The following is a 20,209-nucleotide window of genomic DNA, read 5'->3' as shown; positions in this document are numbered from 1 at the left end:
GTATTAGAGTTGTATCATTCTGACGAAAAGTCGCCGTCAGCGGCGGTCAGATCTTATTATAAATAGTGAGGATGTCGTTAACGTAGGTCCCGGTGCGAGTGGAATAGCCGTTATTGCGCAAAATAGCGTTCGGCCCTTCCAGGTAGCCGGCAATGGCGAAATTGACGTTCCCTTTAAAGCGGTCGATCAGCGACCGGAAATAGCGGGTCGTCCCCATCGCGTTCTGGTCAATGTCGAAAACGTCGTTAACCCCCAACCCCTTAGCGGTCGAAGGAAGCAATTGCCCGAGTCCCCCCGCCCCCGAAGAAGAAAGCGCCCGCGGGTTGAATTTTGATTCCCGGGCGATCAGCGCCGCCACCAGCTTCGGGTTCATGTTATAGGTCTCGGCGTGCCGGACGAGGCTCGTGCTAATGGCAAGCGACTGGTCACTGCTCCGGTATCTCTGGATATAATTTTGGATCGCCGGCTGGGTCGCGGCGCCGCCGACCGAGGCAAAGGTCGGGTCAGGCTGTCCAGGAAGGGGTGACGGGACCGCCACCGGAGAGGGGGCAGTTACCGGCGCAGTTGGGAAGGTCGGCCGGTTGGCCGGCTGATGGTAACCCTGGTTATTCCCCATCCCCGAAAAGATCGAGATGACGAAGATGAAGATGACGACCGCGGTCGTTGTATCCATTAACCCTTCTTTTTCAGCAAGTCCGGGATGGCTGAATAATAGGTCTTGGCCAGCTTGGCAACCGGGAGATCGACCAGCTTTTTATTATCACGCATGACCGTTAAATTGCGCCCCCCCACCTTGCCGATGATCGCGCACGGCACCTCATAGAGCATCGCCACATCGAAGAGCGAGAAGATCTTGTCGGCCGGGATCGTCAGGATAATACGAGATTGGGACTCACCGAAAAGAAGAGCGTTATCTTTTATTTTATCGGACAAGCTAATGACCGCCCCAATCTCGCCTATAATGGCGCACTCCGCCAGGGCGACCGCCAGCCCGCCCTCTGACAGGTCGTGGGCCGACTTGACCATCCCGATCTGGACCGCTTCGAGGCAGGCGAGCTGGACGCGCCGCTCCAGGTCCATGTCAAGCTCCGGGACCGGGCCGCTCTCCTCCTTGTTAGGGCCGAGGAGGACGATCAGGTCGCCGTCCGACTTGAACCCGGCGGTGCAATGCTTATTAATGTCTTTGATGATACCGATCATCCCGATCGTCGGGGTCGGCAGGATCGGCCCCTGCGGGCTCTCGTTATAGAAAGAGACGTTACCGGAGACGACCGGCAGTTCAAAGAATTTGCAGGCGTCGACCAGCCCCTCTACGCACGACTTGAACTGGAAAAAGCGGTCCGGTTTCTCCGGGTTGCCAAAGTTCAGGCAATCGGTCACCGCGGCCGGCTCGGCACCGGTCACGACCAGGTTCCGGGACGCTTCGGCAATGGCAATTTTGGCCCCCATATACGGATCAAGCTGGCAGTAGCGGGCATTGCAATCGGTCGTCGCCGCGATCCCCCACTCTTTCCCCCGAACCCGCAGGACCGAGGCGTCACCCCCCGGCAGGACAACGGTGTTCGTCTGGACCATGTGGTCGTACTGTTCATAAACCGACCGCTTACTGGCAATATTCGGGTCACTTAATAAGTTTAGAAGTTGGATATTATGGTCTTTATTGGTTTTTGTTTTGAGGTTTGAAGTTGGATGTTTGATGTTCTCGTATGGCATGTCATAGATCGGCGCTTTCGCCAGCTCTTCCGTCGGCGCGTCGGCAATGATCTTGCCACCCTGCCGGATAATAACCTTGGGCTCTGCGAGAACGTGTCCAATAATAGCCGCGTCCAAGCCCCATTTACGGAAAACCTTAAGGACTTTTTCTTCTTTACCCTTGACGACACAAAGAAGCATCCGCTCCTGCGATTCCGACATCATGATCTCCCATGGTTCCATCCCGCTTTCGCGGAGCGGGACCAGGTCGAGATCGATATCAACCCCGACGTTGCCGGCCGCAGCCATCTCGGAAGAGGAACAGGTCAATCCGGCCGCCCCCATGTCTTTGATGCCGAGGACAACGCCGGTCTCGAGCGCCTCAAGCGTCGCTTCGATCAGGCATTTCTCGGTGAACGGGTCGCCAACCTGGACGGTCGGCCGTTTTTCTATTTCGCCCGCTTCAAAGACGGTCGAAGCGAGGATCGAACAACCGCCGATCCCGTCGCGGCCAGTCTTGGAACCGGCGTAGATGATCGGGTTACCGACCCCTTCGGCCCGCGCCCGGGCCAGCTTCTCTTTCGGGCAGATCCCGATAGACATCACGTTGACCAAACAGTTGCCGGCATAAGCTTCGTCAAAATAGATCTCGCCGCCGACGGTCGGGACGCCGACGCAGTTACCGTAAAATTGAATTCCATCGATCACCCCGTTGAAAATATATTTATTGAAGGGGTTATCGAGTGGGCCGAAGCGGAGCGAATCGAGCAAGGCGATCGGCCGGGCGCCGGAGGTAAAAATATCGCGCAAAATGCCACCGACGCCGGTTGCTGCTCCTTGTTTTGGTTCGACTTGGGAAGGATGGTTGTGCGATTCCATCTTAAAGATGATCGCCATCCCGTCATAGACGATCCCGCCGGCATCTTCGCCGACCAGCGATTCGTATTTGCCGGTCTGGGGGAAGAGTTTGAGCCATTTCCTGGAACGAGGATAGCCGCAATGCTCCGACCATTCGACGGAAAACATCGCCAGTTCAGTCGGGGTCGGCTCTCTTTTGAGAATGGTGAGGATACGCTGGTATTCGTCGTCTTTTAAACCAAGTTCGCGGTAGACTTGTTTGTCCATGACGATCTATTTTAGCATTTTTCGGTCGACGTTGACAAATTGAAAGCAATCCTAAAAAAGGAGGAAATTCCTTACAATTGACGTAATCTTATTTTCTCATGTTTGGGATCATAACAAGAATTGACCTTGGCCCAACATGAACTGTTGAACATGGGCATGTTTATAATATCGGACTCTTTTTCGCCATTTTTAACTATTTTTATGCTTTTCATATATTTCTCGTAGAAATTCATGCCCCCTGCTCCCATAAATGTTACATATTTTGACAACATCCTCTTCGTTATCATACTTATATAGGCTTTCTACTAATGCTTGGATCGTCTCCCTGGGATAATCAGGAGTAATAGCCGTAAGCATTGCTAAGTAAATTTTCCCTGAATGTTTTGCGCTATCAACATCTTTTATCAATGGAAGCAATGATTTTATAAAGAATGGCGAATTGAAGGCCACTCCGACATAAGGTGCTATCTGTAATAGCCATTTCGAATTCTCTTCGTTTATCTCATCCAATAAACATGTGAGTCGGGATAAGTCCGACATCAATTTTGGATAATCACCCTTTAGTTTGTTTTCCACCGGTGCTTTATTGTCATAAAACCATTTCCACAAGTCTAATACTCTTTGTTTTGCCGGTTTTATTTCTTTTAGTTCCTCAGAATCATTGCTTATCTTAAGATAATCTCTTTGCGACCAAAGATATAATATAATTTCTCTTAATTCTTTATATTGCCACCGGTCGATAACCTTTCTAAATAAGCTGTTTTGATCATCCAATGATTCTTTGCCCCTTATATAACCGATTGAGATATGATCCAATAGTTTTTCTCTTGCATAACCTTCCCCAAAATCATAACCAATAGCCCTTTCATAATGTGTCCGCATTAGCTCATATAAATCGTCATACAATCTTCCCCCGAATAAATACCCCTCAAAGAATGATTTCCAACGAATATCTTCTTGTGGGATACTTTCGAATTCCTTAACCTTGCCTTCAGCCCAGGATCTATTCAAATAGAACATATTTGGCATATATTGCCCAAAAAGAGCATATGCTTCATCAACTGCTATTTCGGCCTTTTTAAACAATTTCTCATATTCTACTGAATAATATGAATCGTCTTTTTGTTTATTATTCCTCTTATCAATACGAGCTTTCCTTAACATCAACAGTATTTTTGATTTAATAATTTTGCCAAGCGTTGTACTCAATACCCGGGTTACCGCATTATCATAACTGGATTCTTTTGCAGGTTCGGATTTATCGAACATCATATCAAGCAGGCTATTTGCTTGAGCAAGATATGTTTCCGGAAAGGCCCAGGAATTGTCCTTACTGCCTTCTTCTATCAGGTCGGCCATTGAACTAAATACCCAGATATGAGTATTTAGATAATCCGCGCCTTGCCCTGCCTTGGCCTCTTCCCAAAAAGTCGGTTTATTTATATATTCAACGGCAAAGTCAAACACCTTTTTCCAGTCAAATTCTTTTTTGTTTTTCCAGGCTTCTACCAAGCCATATATAATATTATGGACATATAAATAATTGGCGTCTTTAAACATCATTATTTCATCAACAAACTTTGCAGGACTCTCTATTACAGCCGATCTTAACGCATTACCCAGCCCTTCTTTTGTCGGGCCTTCCCCATCATCGCCCTTGAACGATTGCAGATATTCATACAACCTTGTATTCTCCATTTTGATAATTTCTTCTTTTTTTAATGAGGATTGTTCCCCACCCCACAAAGCTTTTATAAATTTCTTATCAGGCTCTTTTGGTTCCTTGCCGACTGCTTTCGCCAATTCATGATATCTATTTTTGAACCGTGGGTCGTCTTTTAACGGGAGATATTTCTGGAGTTTCCAACTGTTCATAAGACCTTTATTTTCTTCTCTCCTATAATAAGGATGCCCTTCTTCAATTAACTTCTCAATAGTATTTATTTGTTCTTCGTTGAAATCCCGGCTGTGCCCCTTAAACAGATTGAACATCTCAACCTCATAATCAGTCTTATAAATCATGTCCTTTGCAATATCTCCGGTAAAATACATGTCAAACAAGGCCCTATATTCATGCCAGTATGTATTAATCAGATATAAAGCCATTCTTTTAAAGATGGCAAATCGATAATCCTGGATCATGCTTTCCAATATCTCTTTACCTTCGCTTTTATTCTCTTGGCACTTCACGATTAATAAATCTCTTAGCAACCTCGTCAATAGTTGTTTCACTTCAGTAGCGCCCAACTCGTCATTGGCGTCAATCGATTTCATCCAAATATAGGACATATCATCATACAGTTCATCATACATATCTCCGAGTCTTCTTTTTATAACATCAGCCATCTCTGCCGTTTTAATATCTTTAATATTAAGCAATTCCGTATATATTGAATTGACAAAGCACTCTTGAGTCTTACAATTATTGATGGGCCATTCAGCAATGGTTTCTTTTTTTCTTTCAAATATCCCGAATAATGCCTTTTTTGTCTTGCTACTATCTTCCTGCGATTCCGGGATAATTTTATTTATTTTACATTTGAAATTAAATTCTTCGATCATTCCGCTTTCATTCCCTACTCTATTGATGACCAGCTCAAATACATCCTCTACAATATCAAAGCCATATCTATTGCCCTCATAAAGAATAATCTGTTTAATTTTATCGGCCATATGATATTCCAGATTCTTACTGCAAAGCCTGCCTATCTTTTCACGGCTATCATCGAATGCCTTATTTAGCCAATATGGGTCGACAATAGTTACAAATTCATATTCGCGGCTCGAGAGTTCCTTACTGGTTTCAGCCATCGGTTTAAGTTTGATTTCGACAAGTTCCTTCAATATCTTTTCGGCAATATCAACATCTTCCTCCCTTGGGGCCAAGAATTTTGGGAGAAGGTTTTCCGCTATCTCGCTCGAAGGCGAACCGTTATCAAATTTTGAATTAAGCCATTCTCGAATCCAATCTTTGCCGAGATCAATATTATATTTATTAAGATAATCGATAGTTGCTACGGCTGGTAAATTTCCAAGGATTTTGATGAAATATTGCCAGATTCTAAAATTGTCCAGAACCTTATCATTCTTTATATGATATTCCGTTGTGTCTTTAATTACTGTCAATATTTCATTGCAAATATCTGTTTGTCCCGCCAATGATTGTAATGATATTCTTTCCAGATATTGCAATATTTCCCATTCCGGAATCATATATGCTCCTTTTTGGTCCGTTTCCACGGGCTTTGGAGCCTCTATTGGCAAGAAATATCCCTTTTGTTTTAGCATAGTAAACCAATCGATTGTTGATACATGCTTAAAGAAGTGACGATAAAACTCTTGATCATTCTTCAGCAGCTGGAGTACTTCTGCGACATTTGAGGCATTATATTCCTTCGCGTTGTTTTCGATGAAATCAAATGTCTTATATAAGAAAGGAGATGCTATATTGATCTCTCTTTCCCACGATTCAATTACATCGTACAACTGTTCGTATCCTTTCTTGTCTATTGCATATGGGATTACCATTGTATTAAGCTGAGAAAAGTAACAGCGCTCGTGTTTTAACATTGCCTTTTCTGCCTCAAAGAACGGTAGTAATAAATAATTTCCAACTATATGTTCTTTTGAGCTTCCTTTTCCTTTTAATAATATATAATCAAGCACCTCAATTTCTGACATGCTATAACCAATAAAGAGAACAGTAAAGTCACCTGAAAATATACGTCGAAGAAACTGTTGAATTTGATCATTATTGTAGTGAAATAAATACTCGCTAGTTGTCAGTATTATCGGACAACCCTCTCTTATTGAACCATGAAGATGAAAAAGCGAATTATTCCTTATTGTAGCAGTAGCAATCTCTGAAGGGGTTGCGAATATCATTTCGCTATCGAACTTGCCATCAAAACAAGAATCAATGTTCGTTGTTACATATATCCCCCTAAGTCTAATTAGTTTGTCATATATTGGGAATTGCTTTTTCTTATCGTTCTTTTCCGTTAGTGCCTCCAGAAGTATATTTTTAAATGTTTCTGGCTCCAATTGATCCTTGATGATGCTTATCGCTTTTCTTGGAGGATATTTTTCTTTGGCCCTTGTTTTTTCAAAGAAAGAAATCAGCTTTCTTTCAAATGCTTCGTCAATCAATCTATTGGATAATTCCTCCCAGCCATCACACCCAATTATTCTAGACACTCCGGCGCCATAAAACACGACTAACTTGCCATTAGCAGCAGCATCTTTTATTTGTGGTGGAATTGTTGGAATAAAGTAGATATCATCGGGCAGTTGGTTTTTTGTTGATGGATCAAATATTTTATTTTCCATCTCCCGCCCCCTCCACCACCCCAACCTCCTCCTCCGTCAGGCCATAAAGCTTATAAGCCAGCCGATCAATTTGTTTGTTCGTAGCATCAATCTGGTACTGAAGCATTTTTTGCATTTTATTTATCAACCAACGGTTTTTTTTCATCATTAGCAGCCAACCATGTTTTTATCCCCATTCCCGGCGAGCGAGAATAGTCGCTCCATCCTAGTAAGCCATAGATAATTCTTTCGAGAATGGCTTGCAAGCGATAATATTCTTTTGCTAAATGATCAATTTCTACCTTTTTAGAAGAATGGAACAGATTATTTCTGGTACTTACAAGAGTCCTCTCAGACCCAGGAGGATATAAATTCCTCCATTCAACCTTATATCGATCAAAAACAAGATCAAGTAAATAGTTCAAGGGATACCTATTTAATTCTAATATTTTTTCATTTATACGGATAGATTTTGCCTCATCCATAATATTATCATTGATCATTTTTATTATTGGCTTTTTAAGCTCCCTAAATTCATTGTCTGGCAAGATTTTATCCAGCCCTTCTTTCTTTGCGAACAAATCCTTTATTTGTTCAAGAGCCATAAATAATGTTGAATATTTTTGTTCAAGATATTTAGCTTCTTTGGTACTTACGTAATGGTTCATTGCCCAAAAAAGATTAAATCCTTCATCCCTTAACCTCCGAAATCGAGTAAGCGCCACTTTTATGAATTTCCTAATCTCGTGATATTCAACAGCGCAATCATATACGTCATTATTCACCGGCAATGACTCCGAAACTTTTAATACATATTCTTTAAGGAAGGAATCCGCTTGAAATCGATAGCGGAACCATGAAATTCGACTTCTCGCCACAAAAGAAATTAATAATAAAAGGTCCTTACACAACCCTTCTCCCATTTCAAGAAAGACATCGTCAGATAAATCTTCTTTTGACTTTTTCGTTCTCATATGTAAGGACATAACATCTGTAGTTATTTCATAGCTTTTTGGCAAAGAAATATTTTTATAATAATGATAAGGATAAATTTCTATGTCAAAGGGAAAGGATTCGTTTAGCTCTATCTTGCTGTTAGAAAGTGAGCGTTTAATGTCCCCCGAAACTGATCTCTCTATTGATCCTCCAACGTCCCATATCATTTTGGAATCAGATAAGAAGAAAATTAGCTCGCGCTCATAGCGCCTTTCTTTCCCATGAGGTTCGACTATAATAAGTTCATCGAAACGAAGGTCGGCAATATGATAAACCATATCACTTGATTTCCCTTTAATAGAAGTAATAATCACTTTATTACTAGATATCTCTATTTGCCTTGGTTTTGGGGCAACCGAGCGTAGCTCACAATAAACCCCTGGAAGCTCAAAGATTTTCTGAATTTCCTTGTAAACACTTGCGTCTCCCGTGATTTTCCCTTTAATATGGCCAACCGAAACCAAAGAGTATTCTATAAATATTTGCAGATTATTAACGCTTATTCCGCCTTTAGACAAAGTCCCTTTAAATTCATGTCTCTCGCTAAACAATTGATTATCAAATTCGTCATTCATGGAAAGGTCTAAATTTATAAAACTCATCCTCCCCCCTCCACCACCCCCACCTCCTCATCCGTCAACCCATAAAGCTTATAAACAAGCTGATCAATATGTTTATTTGCATTATCTATTTGGCGCGATAAGGTTGTTTTCCCGTGAGAAGTGCTTTCATTTGTTTCTTGATCTTTTAATTTGATTATTATATCAACACATCGGATTATTTCATTACAAGCGTTCTTATCTAGATCATCATTTTTATCAATCAATTTGATTGGAATGCTATGAAGCTCATAAAGCCCAATTGTCGGCATTCTATACTTATTACAATACCAATAGTTGATTAGCTTGGAATTCAATAATGCTAATATATATTTTAGGGGATGCTTTTTATCCCACGAACTATAATTTGATACATTTGTTGTGTCCAAAAAGTAGTTTTGTCTGTTATCATAAGCAGCAAGCAGTTGCATAGAGCTATTGATCCGTTGAGTCACGATCTTTTCCGGAACCTCAAAAAACGATTTGCTATGAGGAAGGCTACCAACCTTTGCTTTCATCAAATCTGGCCTATACCAAATGTATTCCCCCTCCCAATTCAGTTGGTAGGCCTTTATATTCCTTCCGCGAAATACTTTCATGCAATCTTTGTTAATCTGCTTGCTTAATACAAATTTCTTATCATTGCTCGTCTTTATCCCTCTTTGAAATTGAATAATTGAGCTAAGCGTTTTCCCCGACCTATAAAGCTTATCGCTTATATTTTGTCTTTGCGTACTCCATGACAAATCAATCTGAAAAGGCCGCTTATCCCATATATTGGTTCGTACGCTAATCCGGTCCGTAAAATCTTTGTTCTTTATCTGAATCTCTTTGTTCGCACGGGAACATATAAGTATCAATGCTTTTACTATTACACCTCGGAAAACTCCATGCCCTAAATCCACCAACTCATCTATTGCCTTCTCGCCAAATAATTCTTCTCTCAGTAATTCAAAGCTATCGGTGGCAAGCCAGGTCTGTGGGATAATAAGCCCTATCCGTCTTATTGGCTTTGAAGTCAAACACATGGCCTTCTCAACAAAAAAACTGTAAAGATCGCTTTTATTTTTACAAGAATTGTATTTATTTTGAAAATATTCTCGCTCGTTTTTGGGAAGAGCCACCATATTCACATACGGAGGGTTTCCAATTACAACATCAAATCCCCCGACTTGCATAATATCAGCAAACTCTTTTTGCCAATCGAAGACATTCACCTTATAGCGTTCTTCTTCTTCTAACAAACTAATCTGTTTATTCTCATAATAATCCGGCCCGATCAGGGAATTTCCACACTTAATGTTGTTGCCAAGGTCGGGCAAGGCACGCTCATGAAACAGCCGGAGCGTGGAATTGATCGTCTGCGATGTTTCTCCTTCCAAGACCTTCAATAGTAAAGAAAGCTTGGTAACCTCCACCGCCTGCGAGTCGATGTCTACCCCGAAAATATTATTAAGCAAGATCCTCTTCTTCTCGGCAATGGTCAACTGCCATCCCCCATGTATATCCTGATATAGCACTGGAGACGTTTTCTTGGCCCACTTTAGAGCACCGTCATTTTCATACCACTCGCGGTGCCAATCGAGCAGATACTGGTAAGCCCCGATCAGGAACGACCCGGAACCGCAGGCTGGATCGAGGATTTTGATCTTTGCCGCCTGCTTCGGCGTTTTACCTTCGAGCAGCTTTCCGACCGTATTCTTAACGATGTAATCAACAATATACTTTGGTGTGTAATAAACACCGCCCGCCTTCCGCACCTCCGGCTTTTCCTCAATTACGGCGTGATGGTCTTCAAGGCGAATTACTTTGCCTAAGAACTGCTCATAAACCTGCCCGAGTATCTCGATCGGCATATAATCGAATTGATATGGGCTGTCGGGATAATATAACCCCTTAATGATCTCTTTTATTGGTTTATCATCGATTTTCAATTTCAGCGCCAGGGTATCGGGGTGGCCGGTCCTTCCTTTTTCTTCGCTGAAATGGAATAACCCCGAATTATATTTATCATCAGCCTGCTTGAACAGGTCGCATAAGCGCGGATATACATTGTCGCCATTCTGCAAAGCCATTAACCTGGCGTAATCTTCTATCCTCCGATCCTCGCATATTCTTAAAAAGATTATCCGGTCGATCGTGCTCTGGACCGCGTAATTTAATTCACGGGTGGAAAGCCTCGGGTTATTTTCGGCAATGTTTTTGGCCAGTATCTCCCTCCACAATTCGATCTCTTTAAGAAATTCATCGTCAACTTCCGCCGTCCCCCGTCTCTTTTTACCTGAAACCGCGTATTTGTCGAAAGAGCCTTTTAAAACCGCTTCCCGCGAAAATATCCCGGCGATCTCGTCCCATTTATCAATATAATCTTTGTAGGTAAAGTACTTAATACGCGCAACCTTCGCGCCATTGGTTTTAACCGGTTTTATCCGAGTGTCATATACCGCAAATTCTTCAAAGTCGGAAAGGATAGAAAGAGGAAGTTTGGCCGACCAGGCATATCGCCTTAGCTGGTAGGCGGGGCTGATATCTTCTTTGACATTAATCGAGGGTTTCTTCGCTTCAAGGAAAAACTTCCGTTCTTTGCCGACCCGGAAGCAATAATCGGGCGATTTGGTCCATTCTCCGACTGAAAGGCGGTCTTCATGGGTTACATCCCGGTAGGCGGGGGCGCGGCCCTCTTTATTGTTGATATCCCATCCGAGCGCCTCAAAAAATGGGTCTAAAAATTCTATCCGTAGCTGGGTTTCATTGTAGCGGCCCGATTTGTATTCTTCCAGATTGCGTTCAAATCGTTCGACAAGCTCAATTACTTCTTTTGGAGCAGGCATAATAGCAATTATACATTAATTACGCGTATAAGGGGAAAAATGACAATTTCGGGCAAAACACAGAAAGAAATATACGGTGGGTTTGAAAATTTAAACGAAAACCCCTCTCCCTTTGGGAGAGGGGGGACACTTTACGTTAGCGGGTGAGGGTTTCGACTGCTTAAACCGCGCGCTTTTTGTCTTCGTCGGTCACGCCTTTGACCGTCAGGTTGATCCGACCCATGTCGTCGATCTCGATGACCTTGACGATGACCTCGTCATCGATCTTGAGGACGTCTTCGACCTTCCCCACGCGCTGGTTGGAGAGATGGGAAATGTGGATCAAGCCGTCTTTCCCGCCCGGGATTTCGCAGAAGGCGCCGAACGCCATGATCCGGACGACCCGCGATTTGAAGACATCGCCGATCTTCGGCTCAAAAGTGATCGCTTCGATCTCCGCCTTTGCTTTCTTCGCCCCTTCGGCGTCGGCGGTCGTGATCAGGATCGTCCCATCGTCATTGATATCGATCTGGACGCCGGTCTCTTCGGTGATCCGCCGGATATTCTTGCCGCCAGGGCCGATGACCATGCCGATCTTGCTCGGGTCAATTTTAATGGTGATGACGCGCGGCGCGTAAGGGGACATTTCGGCCCGCGGCTCTTTGATCGTCTCTTCCATCTTGTCGAGAATGAAGTTGCGCCCCTCTTTGGCCTGCTGCAGGGCGCGCTCGATGATCTCAAACGATAACCCTTTGATCTTGATGTCGACCTGGATGGCGGTGATCCCGGTGCGGGTCCCCGTCACCTTAAAGTCCATATCGCCCAGGTGGTCTTCCACTCCCTGGATGTCGGTAATGGTGACCGCCTTGTCCCCTTCGGAGATCAAGCCGATCGAGATGCCGGCGACCGGCGCTTCGATCTTGACCCCGGCATCCATCAAGGCAAGGGTCGAGCCGCAAGTCGAGGCCATCGAGGTCGAACCGTTGCTCCCGAGGACTTCGGAAACTAATCTAAGGGTATAAGGAAAAACCTCTTCGTCCGGAATGACCGACAAGAGGGCTTTTTCCGCCAGGGCACCGTGACCGATCTCGCGCCGGCCAGCCCCGCGCAGCGGGCGAACCTCACCGACCGAATAGGCCGGAAAGTTGTAATGGTGCATGTACCGTTTCTTGGTCTCTTCGAGGTCCAACCCTTCGATCCTCTGCCCTTCTCCGGCTGAACCGAGGGTGACTACCGTCAGGACCTGGGTCTGCCCGCGGGAGAAAATGGCGGAGCCGTGGGTCCGCGGCAAGACACCCAGTTCACAGCTGATCTCGCGCATCTCTTTCGGTCCGCGGCCGTCGATTCGCTTACCATCCTTTAAGATCATCCGGCGCATCGACTCGTATTCGATCTCTTCGATCACTTTTTTGACGTCGCCCGGGTTCTTGGCGACCATTTCCGCCAAAGCGGCATTAGACTGGGCGCTCTTTTTGATCCCTTCGATGATCTTCTTGACCTCGGCTCCCTGCTTATCCTTGTCAGCGATCTTCAGGGCCGCTTCGATCTGGCTCGTCGCCTGATCGCGGACCAGTTTCTCGATTTGCGGGTCGATCTCGTGGATGGCCACGGCGATCTTCGGCTGTCCGGCTTGTTTGACCAGCTCCAACTGCAAGGCGATCATCTGCCGGATCACGACATGCCCGGCCTTGATCGCCGCCAGCACATCGGCTTCGCTGACCTGATCGGCACCAGCTTCGATCATCGAGACCGTCTCGTTATTCCCGGCGATCACCAAGTCGAGCGATGATTCTTTCATCTGGGTCGCGGTCGGGTTGGTAATGAATTGATCACCGACCTTGGCCACGCGCACCGCGGCCAGCGGCCCGTCGAACGGTATGTCCGAGATCGAGAGGGCGGCCGAGGCGCCGATGATGGCTAAAATGTCCGGCGGGTTCTCCTGGTCGACGGAAAGCGGGGTAACGACTATCTGGACGTCGTTGCGGAAACCTTCGGGGAACATCGGGCGGATCGGGCGGTCAATTTTGCGGGCGGTCAGGATCGCCTTTTCGGACGGGCGCCCTTCCCGCTTGAAAAATCCGCCGGGGATGCGGCCGGCGGCGTAGAGTTTCTCTTCAAAGTCGACCAGCAGGGGGAAAAAATCGATCCCTTCGCGCTGGGTGGCGGACATCGTGGCCACCGCCAGGATCATCGTGTCACCAAGGCGAACGATAACGGAACCACCAGCTTCCCTGGCCACCCGGCCTGTTTCTAAACTTATGATCCGGCCGTCGCCGAGGTCCTGCTTGACTGTTTTGATCATTGGAGTTTCAGGCTCCCGGTCAAAACATCGAAGCGTTTGGTGTCTTCGCGTTTGAGGTAGTTGAGCAGCCGCTTGCGCTGGCCGACCAGCAGGAGGAGCCCGCGGCGGCTGTGGTTGTCCTTGTTGTTCTTCTTCAGATGCTCGACCAGATGTTGGATCCTTCTGGTCAGCAGGGCGACCTGGACTTCAGTCGAACCGGTATCCCCTTCATGGGTCTTGAACTGGGCGATCGTCTCTAACTTCTTTTCTAATGTCATTATAACAAGATTATATCACAGTCGGCGGGCCTGGGCAATATCTTTTTTGATCTGGCCAACTAAAGCCGCGGCATCGATAAACTTCTTTTCGTCGCGCAGGCGGTGCCAAAGATCAACTTTAAGCGTTTTACCGCGCAGATTTCCCCGGAAACCGAGCAAATGGACCTCCACCAGCTGGTCCCCATGCCCAAAAGTTGGCCTAAAACCGATATTGACCAAACATTGCCTATCATTAACAGTGCCGGTGTAAACCCCCTGGGCAGGAAGGAGCTTCCGCGGATCAACCTTCAGGTTAGCGGTGGGAAAGCCTAACTTCCTCCCCCGACCGTACCCCCCGACCACCCGGCCGGTAAGGCGGTAAGGATGGCCCAGGAGTTTGACCGCCTGGCTAAAGCGCCCACGGCTGACCAGCTCCCGGATCAGGCCTGATTTAGGGAGCCGGTGCCCGACCTTGACCGCCGGGACAACGGTCACGCTAAAACCGAGTTCCCGGCCCAACTGCCGCAATTCTTTGGTCCCGGCGGAGCGGTCATGGCCAAAAGCATGGTCATAGCCGACGAAGACCCCTCTGACCCCAAGCTTCTTGACCAGATACCGCTGAATGAACTTCTTATAAGAGAGGGCGCGCATCGTGGGAGTAAACCGGATAACGATGACGGAATCGACCCCGAGCGAGCAGAAAAACTCTTCCCGCTCCCCCAGGGTGGTCAGGAGGCGGAGGCCCCGCTCCGGCGCCACTATCTCCTGGGGATGGGGATCGAAGGTGATGACCGCCGAGTGGGCGCCGATCTTTTGGGCGTATTTGACTGCCGCCAAGATGACTTTGCGGTGGCCAAGGTGGACGCCGTCAAAAGTCCCCAGAGCGACGACCGGCCGGTGTAATCTGCTTTTTTGCGGGTGTCTGATGATCTTCATGCTTGGGACCTAATGACCAAAAGCCCCTTTGACCAGCAAAGTGACATTTCTGATATATTCGGCGGCCGGAATAAGGAAGAGCTGTGAGAGGATCAGCGTCCCCACCACTCTCCCCATAATAATGTAGAAGACCATCGCCCGGACGTCTGACTCCGGCCGTTTTCCCCGGATCGCCTGATCGGTGATATAGGCACAGGTCGGGTCAACCAAAGTCACCAGGAGGATCGTAGCGATCCCGTTGACGATCGCCGACAACTGCGAAGCGGTGATCCGGAATTCCGGGACCAGCGCCCCGGCGTATAACGACGAGAGGACCCCGATGGCATAGACCGAAACCACGACCAAGTTCAACCAGAGAAAAGTCTTCGGCATCCCTTTCAACGACAAATTGATGAAGGAGGCCCGGTTCGGCAAGCGGAAGAGGCGACCGATCGCCAGCATGTTCTTCGGCCGGAACGCCGAGACGATCAGCCTGGGGACCGAACCGACCCGCTCAAATCTAAATATTGCTTTGGTAAAGACAGCAACAAAGAACGGGGTGCAGACCGCCCCGAGCAGGTTGCCGATGAAAGCGGCAAAGATGATCTGCCGGAAACCGTTCACCAGGGCGGACGGGTCATTGATCAGGATAGCGTGATCGACCAGCCCGCCGACAAACGGCGCCTGGAGCATGTTCGAGGTGCGGGTAATCAGGAGGGTCGCGTTAACGAACGAGAGGGAAGTGGCGATCAGTTTGGTCCGGACGCCGGCCAAGCGGAGCGCCGAAGCGGCCGTTTCGGTAAAATGGATGATCCCGGTCAGGAGGCAGACGATCAGTAAGGGGCTCATGGGGTTAATTATATCATCTTCTTCGAGTCTTTGAGGCAGAATCAGTTGAACCTGATCAGAAAATATCGATCGATGGAGGCAAGACGCCCGTCTGTATGGTCCCAGCAGTATTTCTTAAGAAGTCCATAATATTAAATTTTACCCCAAAATGAGTATTCCTGCCCCAGGCAACTTCGCCTTTTTCCCACTCTATGCCAAAATATGGTTCGAAGGGAAAATCGCTAAAGACTCCCCTATCCCATCTAAATTGAGAGATAAATCCTCCGCCGCCTAACGAGTGTTTTTCCCCATCAATATTTCTCGAACCTTGAAGAATAAAACCGCCGTTAGCCGAAATACGGGAAGGCGCCCAGGTGCTCTTTACCGATTTTGACAGATCAGCCAATACAGTCCCGGTTCCGCGCCAACGGCTGTCATCAAAATCCTTCCCGTCTTTACGGTAAGCGCTGTCGGTATACTCAACATTTAATTTAAATCTAAAAATATCGGGGGCATTAAAGTGCACAGCCCCCTTAAATTTGCCGGTACGGCTAACCACACCATAAAAATATGGCAGGTTCATGGTCGAACCGGAACCCGACCAGGTGCCTTGCCCCTGCGCCTCGATCCTGAACCACTTTGCCGGTGTAAAAAGGACATTCCCGCCAAATCTAAAACCATTCTTATATTCTTCATTATCCTTATTAGGAATAAAAAGCGAACCTTGTGTTTGAAGATTTAATTCAAAAAAACTATTTTTGGACTGGCTAAAAAGCCTATTTATTGCTTCTTTCTCTTCCGGAGAAGAATAAATCGTTAAAAGTTCGTTCTTCTCATCTTTGTTCATTTCTCCTTTAATTACGAGGGTTTCAGTTGAATCATCATATCTGTACTTATCTTTGTGTGCAGCGATAAATTCTTTCAACTCATCATTTTTGACGATCTTTTCAGCAGTCTCATTTTCTTTTTTGATCCATGCCTTGGGAGAATCACCAATTATCTGTGGCGTAAACCCTAAATAAAGAGGGACCCTTCCCGTCTCCGCCACCTCAATATCTCCTACTGGAGCTGCTTTCTCGATATTCGGATGAAAGGCTGAAGGAACACCCAAAATAGGAGGCGACAAAAGCGGAGTTAATGGTGGAACCAGACAAACATATGGCGGCTGGCACGCTTGAATCACCGGCGGCAATGCCGGCGGAGTTGGTTGAACAGCTAGATCACTATATAAAGTAATATCCCTCCGAAGCACCTGAGTACCGGCGGAATACAAAACGACTGCCGCATTATAATTAGTCCTTCCAGCTTTTTCCGAGTCGTCGGGTGTTCCTCCCGGCAAGCTTTGAGGATTAATCCGAACAGGCATAGTTATGATCCGGTCATCAGTAACGGTCTGGCTGTTCGACTCATTGACGGGGGAGGAAAAAACTTCCACGCTGTTCGAAAATATTTTCATCGCATCAATCTGATCGAGACCGGGACCAAAAACAACGACGTTATGGCTGGTGTTGTCCGCCCCTAACTTTTCTGGCATAACGATGGTGGGATGGCGCTCGTCTATGATGGTAAAGGGATGTACCTTATCCGGAGTACCATCAGAGTAGCTAATGACCAGCGAAACATCATATCTTTTCCCCGACGCGACTTGATGGGCAGTCAGGCCCAGGCCGACAAGCTGGGCTGGACCGAACTGCAAATCAAAAGCTCTTGTTTTCTCATTTGGCGAACCAACCAGCGCCTGATTAGATAAAATGTTATTGTTCCCATCAACCACCTTTACATTATTCGCTTTATCCACGTGTTCCCCAGATATCATGATTCCATGGGGAAAATTATCCGCCACGACCGATTCGGAAGAAACCCGAAATTCCAGTGGCGTCACCGGCTGGGTCTTTTCGGCCACTTTTAAAGCTTCAGGCATTTCGATCGTCTTTTGTCCCCATTTTCGAAAGATTTTAAGACCGTATGTCCCGGCCCTTGTGTTTTGATCGATAGTGATCGAGAATTCGATTATGTTTTTGTTTTTTCGATCAAATGGTCTAGCATCAATAATATTCCCGCTACCATCCGATAATTCAATCCTGTCGATTTGTTGATTTAAGGGTAAATAGTCGCCGATAATTTTAAACTTTTTCAGTTGCGTCCCATCTTTCTTAATATAGGGAGGGGTAATAACAAAAACAGTTGGTGGAGGGAGAGGAGGGGAAGGAGGGGATGAAATACTACTACATGAGTTGCTTGGGCCATTTTGAGCGAGATAGCTGATTTTTCTTTCCTCATTTAATTCTCCGATAAGATCGGTTAGCATCTGATAATTTTCCGGCCGGAAATAGACCCCTTCTTCAGCGCGATTGCGGCTGGCTACGGCGCTGCCATCAGGATCATTATTTACACTGCTTGAAGCCGGCAGATTTCTAAATATTAAATTAGTCGAAATATTGATTACCATAGGGAGCTCCTTTTTTATCGGGTTATTATGAACATAAGCTCGGAAACCCGAGACTAAACGTCTCGGTTTCCTTACTCCTCTTTCCTGGTTTGGAAACCGCGAAGTTTATTCGCAGGTTTCCAAACCGACTTCCTCGACAGACTTTCTATCAGTATCGGCCACCGATAATTTCAGCCAATTTTCTTTTCTTGATCTGCGTCTTTAGGGTTTAAGTTCAAGGGGGGTACAAAATGAAGATGGTCGAAAGGACTATTGCCTCAATTCAGCAAAGCCCTTTTCCCTTAGCAAACAGCTATCGCAAACCCTGCAGGGTTTGCGGCCGCCGGCGTAACATGACCAGGTAATATCCAGCGGCGCGCCGAGCTTGAGGCCCAATCGGATGATCTGCGCTTTCGTCATATTAATTAACGGAGTAATTATCCTTATCTTTTTAGCTTTCGTCCCCTTCTCTGCCACTTTCTGGAACGCCCGGTAATAATCGGGGCGGCAATCGGGATAGCCGCTGAAGTCAACGGCGTTGGCACCGATAAAGATAGCTTTGGCGCCGATCGCTTCGGCATAGGAGAGCGCGAAGCTTAAAAATATCGTATTCCGGGCCGGGACATAAGTTGACGGTATCCCTTGACCGATCGTCTTGAAGGAACGCGTAACGGGTAACGCGTAACGCGGATCAAGCAAAGAGCTTCCTTTCCAAGGCAACTTGATCTTGATGATCTGATAAGGTACTTTGACGCGCTTCGCAACCGCCACCGCACTCCGCAATTCCCGTTTATGCCGCTGGCCGTAATCAAACATCAGCGCATAGCATTTATAACCCTTACTTTTAGCGTAATAAAGGGTGGTCGTCGAATCTAACCCGCCGGACAATAAAACTATCGCTTTTTTGGACATAATGAAATTTTAGCAGTTTTTTGGCGATATATACATAGATATGACCAATCCGGTATCAATTGCTTATCAAAGACATGCCAATATTTGCGGGAGATTTATCACCAAAAGAAATTTTCCTGATCTGGCCAGAGGGAATGAGGTGGCCTTTTCTCATCAGGGTGTTGTCTTTCATCTGCGCTGGTTTAGCGCTGCATCAACCTACGGCATCAAGATCGAGCCAATCGAATTAAACCCGGGTAAAGTGACCAGAGATAGACCAGGAACGCCAAAACGCGGCGGAGAATCATGGCTGATCGACCACTCGGCTTGGACCCCGCTAAAGTTCAGCGATTCGGTGAACTTTTGGGGCAACAGCCTTGAATGCAATTTACCCGGGATAACTCATTTCCCAACTTATCTTGTTCCTCAAGGCAATCAGGTAGTTGATCCAAGAAAGCCGGTCGACCCTAACCTGATGATCGGTCCGCTGGCCTACGGCGTTTGGGACAAATTCGCAACCGAGTTTATTGAGCATAAAATGGATGGTTCATCAACCTACTGGCACTTTAACCTAAAAAGCATTGATGAGGTCTTATCATTTGACCGGGAAAAAGCGGAAACAATGGGAGATTATCCGGAATTTGGAGTTAGTTATGCCGAACACTTCGATAAGATTGCCTGGGGTTCGGTTTTCATGCAGCTTTCTTTTAAGCTCGCCGGTAAAGTCGCAAAAAACCATGGTTTACCGTATAACACCGAATTGGCAATTAAAGCCGGCATTTATTTTCAATTAAGAACTATAATTGCCCGGGTAAACACGGGAGAAGATATAAATAATTTTATGCGTCAGACAGAGATCGCCCAACTAAATGAAACCCTGGAAAGGTCCGATCTTACTTTCCGTCTTGGCTTCATCGGATAGGCAGAATCGGGCCAAACCGATCCCCCCGCTTTTTGGGCTATATACCCACATCGTGTGCAGGATTTTGGGGGGCGGGGTTGGGGCTACGCTGATCAAATCCTCAAGAAACTACGTAAAAAGATGAAAATCAAAGAAGTATTAGCCAGGCTGCTGGCAG

General features: G+C 46.3%; 13 protein-coding genes. 1 reads left to right on the top strand and 12 read right to left on the bottom strand.

What is annotated here, in order from left to right; genetic code table 11:
• Positions 1-46: 46 nt before the first annotated feature.
• The 12 genes from WC903_04975 to queC all read right to left on the bottom strand — a co-directional run bounded on the left by WC903_04975 (position 47) and on the right by queC (position 19,151).
• On the bottom strand, positions 47-673 hold the full coding sequence (locus WC903_04975; protein MFA5893296.1) for a lytic transglycosylase domain-containing protein: 627 nt from the start codon (positions 671-673) through the stop codon (positions 47-49).
• Positions 673-2,817, bottom strand: coding sequence for a phosphoribosylformylglycinamidine synthase subunit PurL (gene purL / locus WC903_04970; protein MFA5893295.1), 2,145 nt, complete (start codon positions 2,815-2,817; stop codon positions 673-675). The genes WC903_04975 and purL overlap by 1 nt, the downstream gene beginning before the upstream one ends.
• Before the next feature lie 189 nt (positions 2,818-3,006).
• Positions 3,007-7,146, bottom strand: coding sequence for an SIR2 family protein (locus tag WC903_04965; protein MFA5893294.1), 4,140 nt, complete (start codon positions 7,144-7,146; stop codon positions 3,007-3,009).
• Complete coding sequence (locus WC903_04960) at positions 7,136-7,261, bottom strand: hypothetical protein (protein MFA5893293.1); 126 nt, start codon at positions 7,259-7,261, stop codon at positions 7,136-7,138. The genes WC903_04965 and WC903_04960 overlap by 11 nt, the downstream gene beginning before the upstream one ends.
• A gap of 1 nt (position 7,262) precedes the next feature.
• Positions 7,263-8,696, bottom strand: a complete 1,434-nt coding sequence (locus tag WC903_04955) for a hypothetical protein (GenBank protein ID MFA5893292.1) — start codon at positions 8,694-8,696, stop codon at positions 7,263-7,265.
• A gap of 23 nt (positions 8,697-8,719) precedes the next feature.
• Positions 8,720-11,551: a TaqI-like C-terminal specificity domain-containing protein gene (locus WC903_04950; protein MFA5893291.1), complete on the bottom strand. Its 2,832-nt coding sequence runs from the start codon at positions 11,549-11,551 to the stop codon at positions 8,720-8,722.
• A 160-nt stretch (positions 11,552-11,711) separates the two neighbouring features.
• Positions 11,712-13,832 (bottom strand): polyribonucleotide nucleotidyltransferase, encoded by a 2,121-nt coding sequence (locus WC903_04945; GenBank protein ID MFA5893290.1) that lies wholly within the window; start codon positions 13,830-13,832, stop codon positions 11,712-11,714.
• Positions 13,829-14,089 carry a 30S ribosomal protein S15 gene (gene rpsO, locus WC903_04940; protein ID MFA5893289.1) on the bottom strand — a complete coding sequence of 87 codons (261 nt, stop codon included), beginning with the start codon at positions 14,087-14,089 and terminating at the stop codon, positions 13,829-13,831. The genes WC903_04945 and rpsO overlap by 4 nt, the downstream gene beginning before the upstream one ends.
• A 15-nt stretch (positions 14,090-14,104) precedes the next feature.
• On the bottom strand, positions 14,105-15,004 hold the full coding sequence (gene ribF / locus WC903_04935; protein MFA5893288.1) for a riboflavin biosynthesis protein RibF: 900 nt from the start codon (positions 15,002-15,004) through the stop codon (positions 14,105-14,107).
• A 9-nt stretch (positions 15,005-15,013) separates the two neighbouring features.
• On the bottom strand, positions 15,014-15,832 hold the full coding sequence (locus tag WC903_04930) for a lipid II flippase Amj family protein (protein ID MFA5893287.1): 819 nt from the start codon (positions 15,830-15,832) through the stop codon (positions 15,014-15,016).
• A 55-nt stretch (positions 15,833-15,887) separates the two neighbouring features.
• Complete coding sequence (locus WC903_04925; protein MFA5893286.1) at positions 15,888-18,260, bottom strand: hypothetical protein; 2,373 nt, start codon at positions 18,258-18,260, stop codon at positions 15,888-15,890.
• A gap of 249 nt (positions 18,261-18,509) precedes the next feature.
• Complete coding sequence (gene queC, locus WC903_04920) at positions 18,510-19,151, bottom strand: 7-cyano-7-deazaguanine synthase QueC (protein MFA5893285.1); 642 nt, start codon at positions 19,149-19,151, stop codon at positions 18,510-18,512.
• A 40-nt stretch (positions 19,152-19,191) separates the two neighbouring features.
• Here queC and WC903_04915 point away from each other — a divergent pair, with 40 nt between their 5' ends.
• Complete coding sequence (locus WC903_04915) at positions 19,192-20,052, top strand: hypothetical protein (GenBank protein MFA5893284.1); 861 nt, start codon at positions 19,192-19,194, stop codon at positions 20,050-20,052.
• Positions 20,053-20,209: the final 157 nt, after the last annotated feature.

This window comes from Candidatus Margulisiibacteriota bacterium (assembly GCA_041658645.1).
Taxonomy (GTDB): Bacteria; Margulisbacteria; WOR-1; order O2-12-FULL-45-9; family XYB2-FULL-48-7; genus JBAZZV01.
The sequence above is the reverse complement of the archived record's forward strand: the minus strand, read 5'-3'. Positions and strand labels throughout refer to the sequence as shown.

Coding starts and splice junctions, on each gene's coding strand:
- WC903_04975 (MFA5893296.1), bottom strand. CDS start 673: ATGGATACAACGACCGCGGTCGTCATCTTCATCTTCGTCATCTCGATC.
- purL (MFA5893295.1), bottom strand. CDS start 2,817: ATGGACAAACAAGTCTACCGCGAACTTGGTTTAAAAGACGACGAATAC.
- WC903_04965 (MFA5893294.1), bottom strand. CDS start 7,146: ATGGAAAATAAAATATTTGATCCATCAACAAAAAACCAACTGCCCGAT.
- WC903_04960 (MFA5893293.1), bottom strand. CDS start 7,261: ATGCAAAAAATGCTTCAGTACCAGATTGATGCTACGAACAAACAAATT.
- WC903_04955 (MFA5893292.1), bottom strand. CDS start 8,696: ATGAATGACGAATTTGATAATCAATTGTTTAGCGAGAGACATGAATTT.
- WC903_04950 (MFA5893291.1), bottom strand. CDS start 11,551: ATGCCTGCTCCAAAAGAAGTAATTGAGCTTGTCGAACGATTTGAACGC.
- WC903_04945 (MFA5893290.1), bottom strand. CDS start 13,832: ATGATCAAAACAGTCAAGCAGGACCTCGGCGACGGCCGGATCATAAGT.
- rpsO (MFA5893289.1), bottom strand. CDS start 14,089: ATGACATTAGAAAAGAAGTTAGAGACGATCGCCCAGTTCAAGACCCAT.
- ribF (MFA5893288.1), bottom strand. CDS start 15,004: ATGAAGATCATCAGACACCCGCAAAAAAGCAGATTACACCGGCCGGTC.
- WC903_04930 (MFA5893287.1), bottom strand. CDS start 15,832: ATGAGCCCCTTACTGATCGTCTGCCTCCTGACCGGGATCATCCATTTT.
- WC903_04925 (MFA5893286.1), bottom strand. CDS start 18,260: ATGGTAATCAATATTTCGACTAATTTAATATTTAGAAATCTGCCGGCT.
- queC (MFA5893285.1), bottom strand. CDS start 19,151: ATGTCCAAAAAAGCGATAGTTTTATTGTCCGGCGGGTTAGATTCGACG.
- WC903_04915 (MFA5893284.1), top strand. CDS start 19,192: ATGACCAATCCGGTATCAATTGCTTATCAAAGACATGCCAATATTTGC.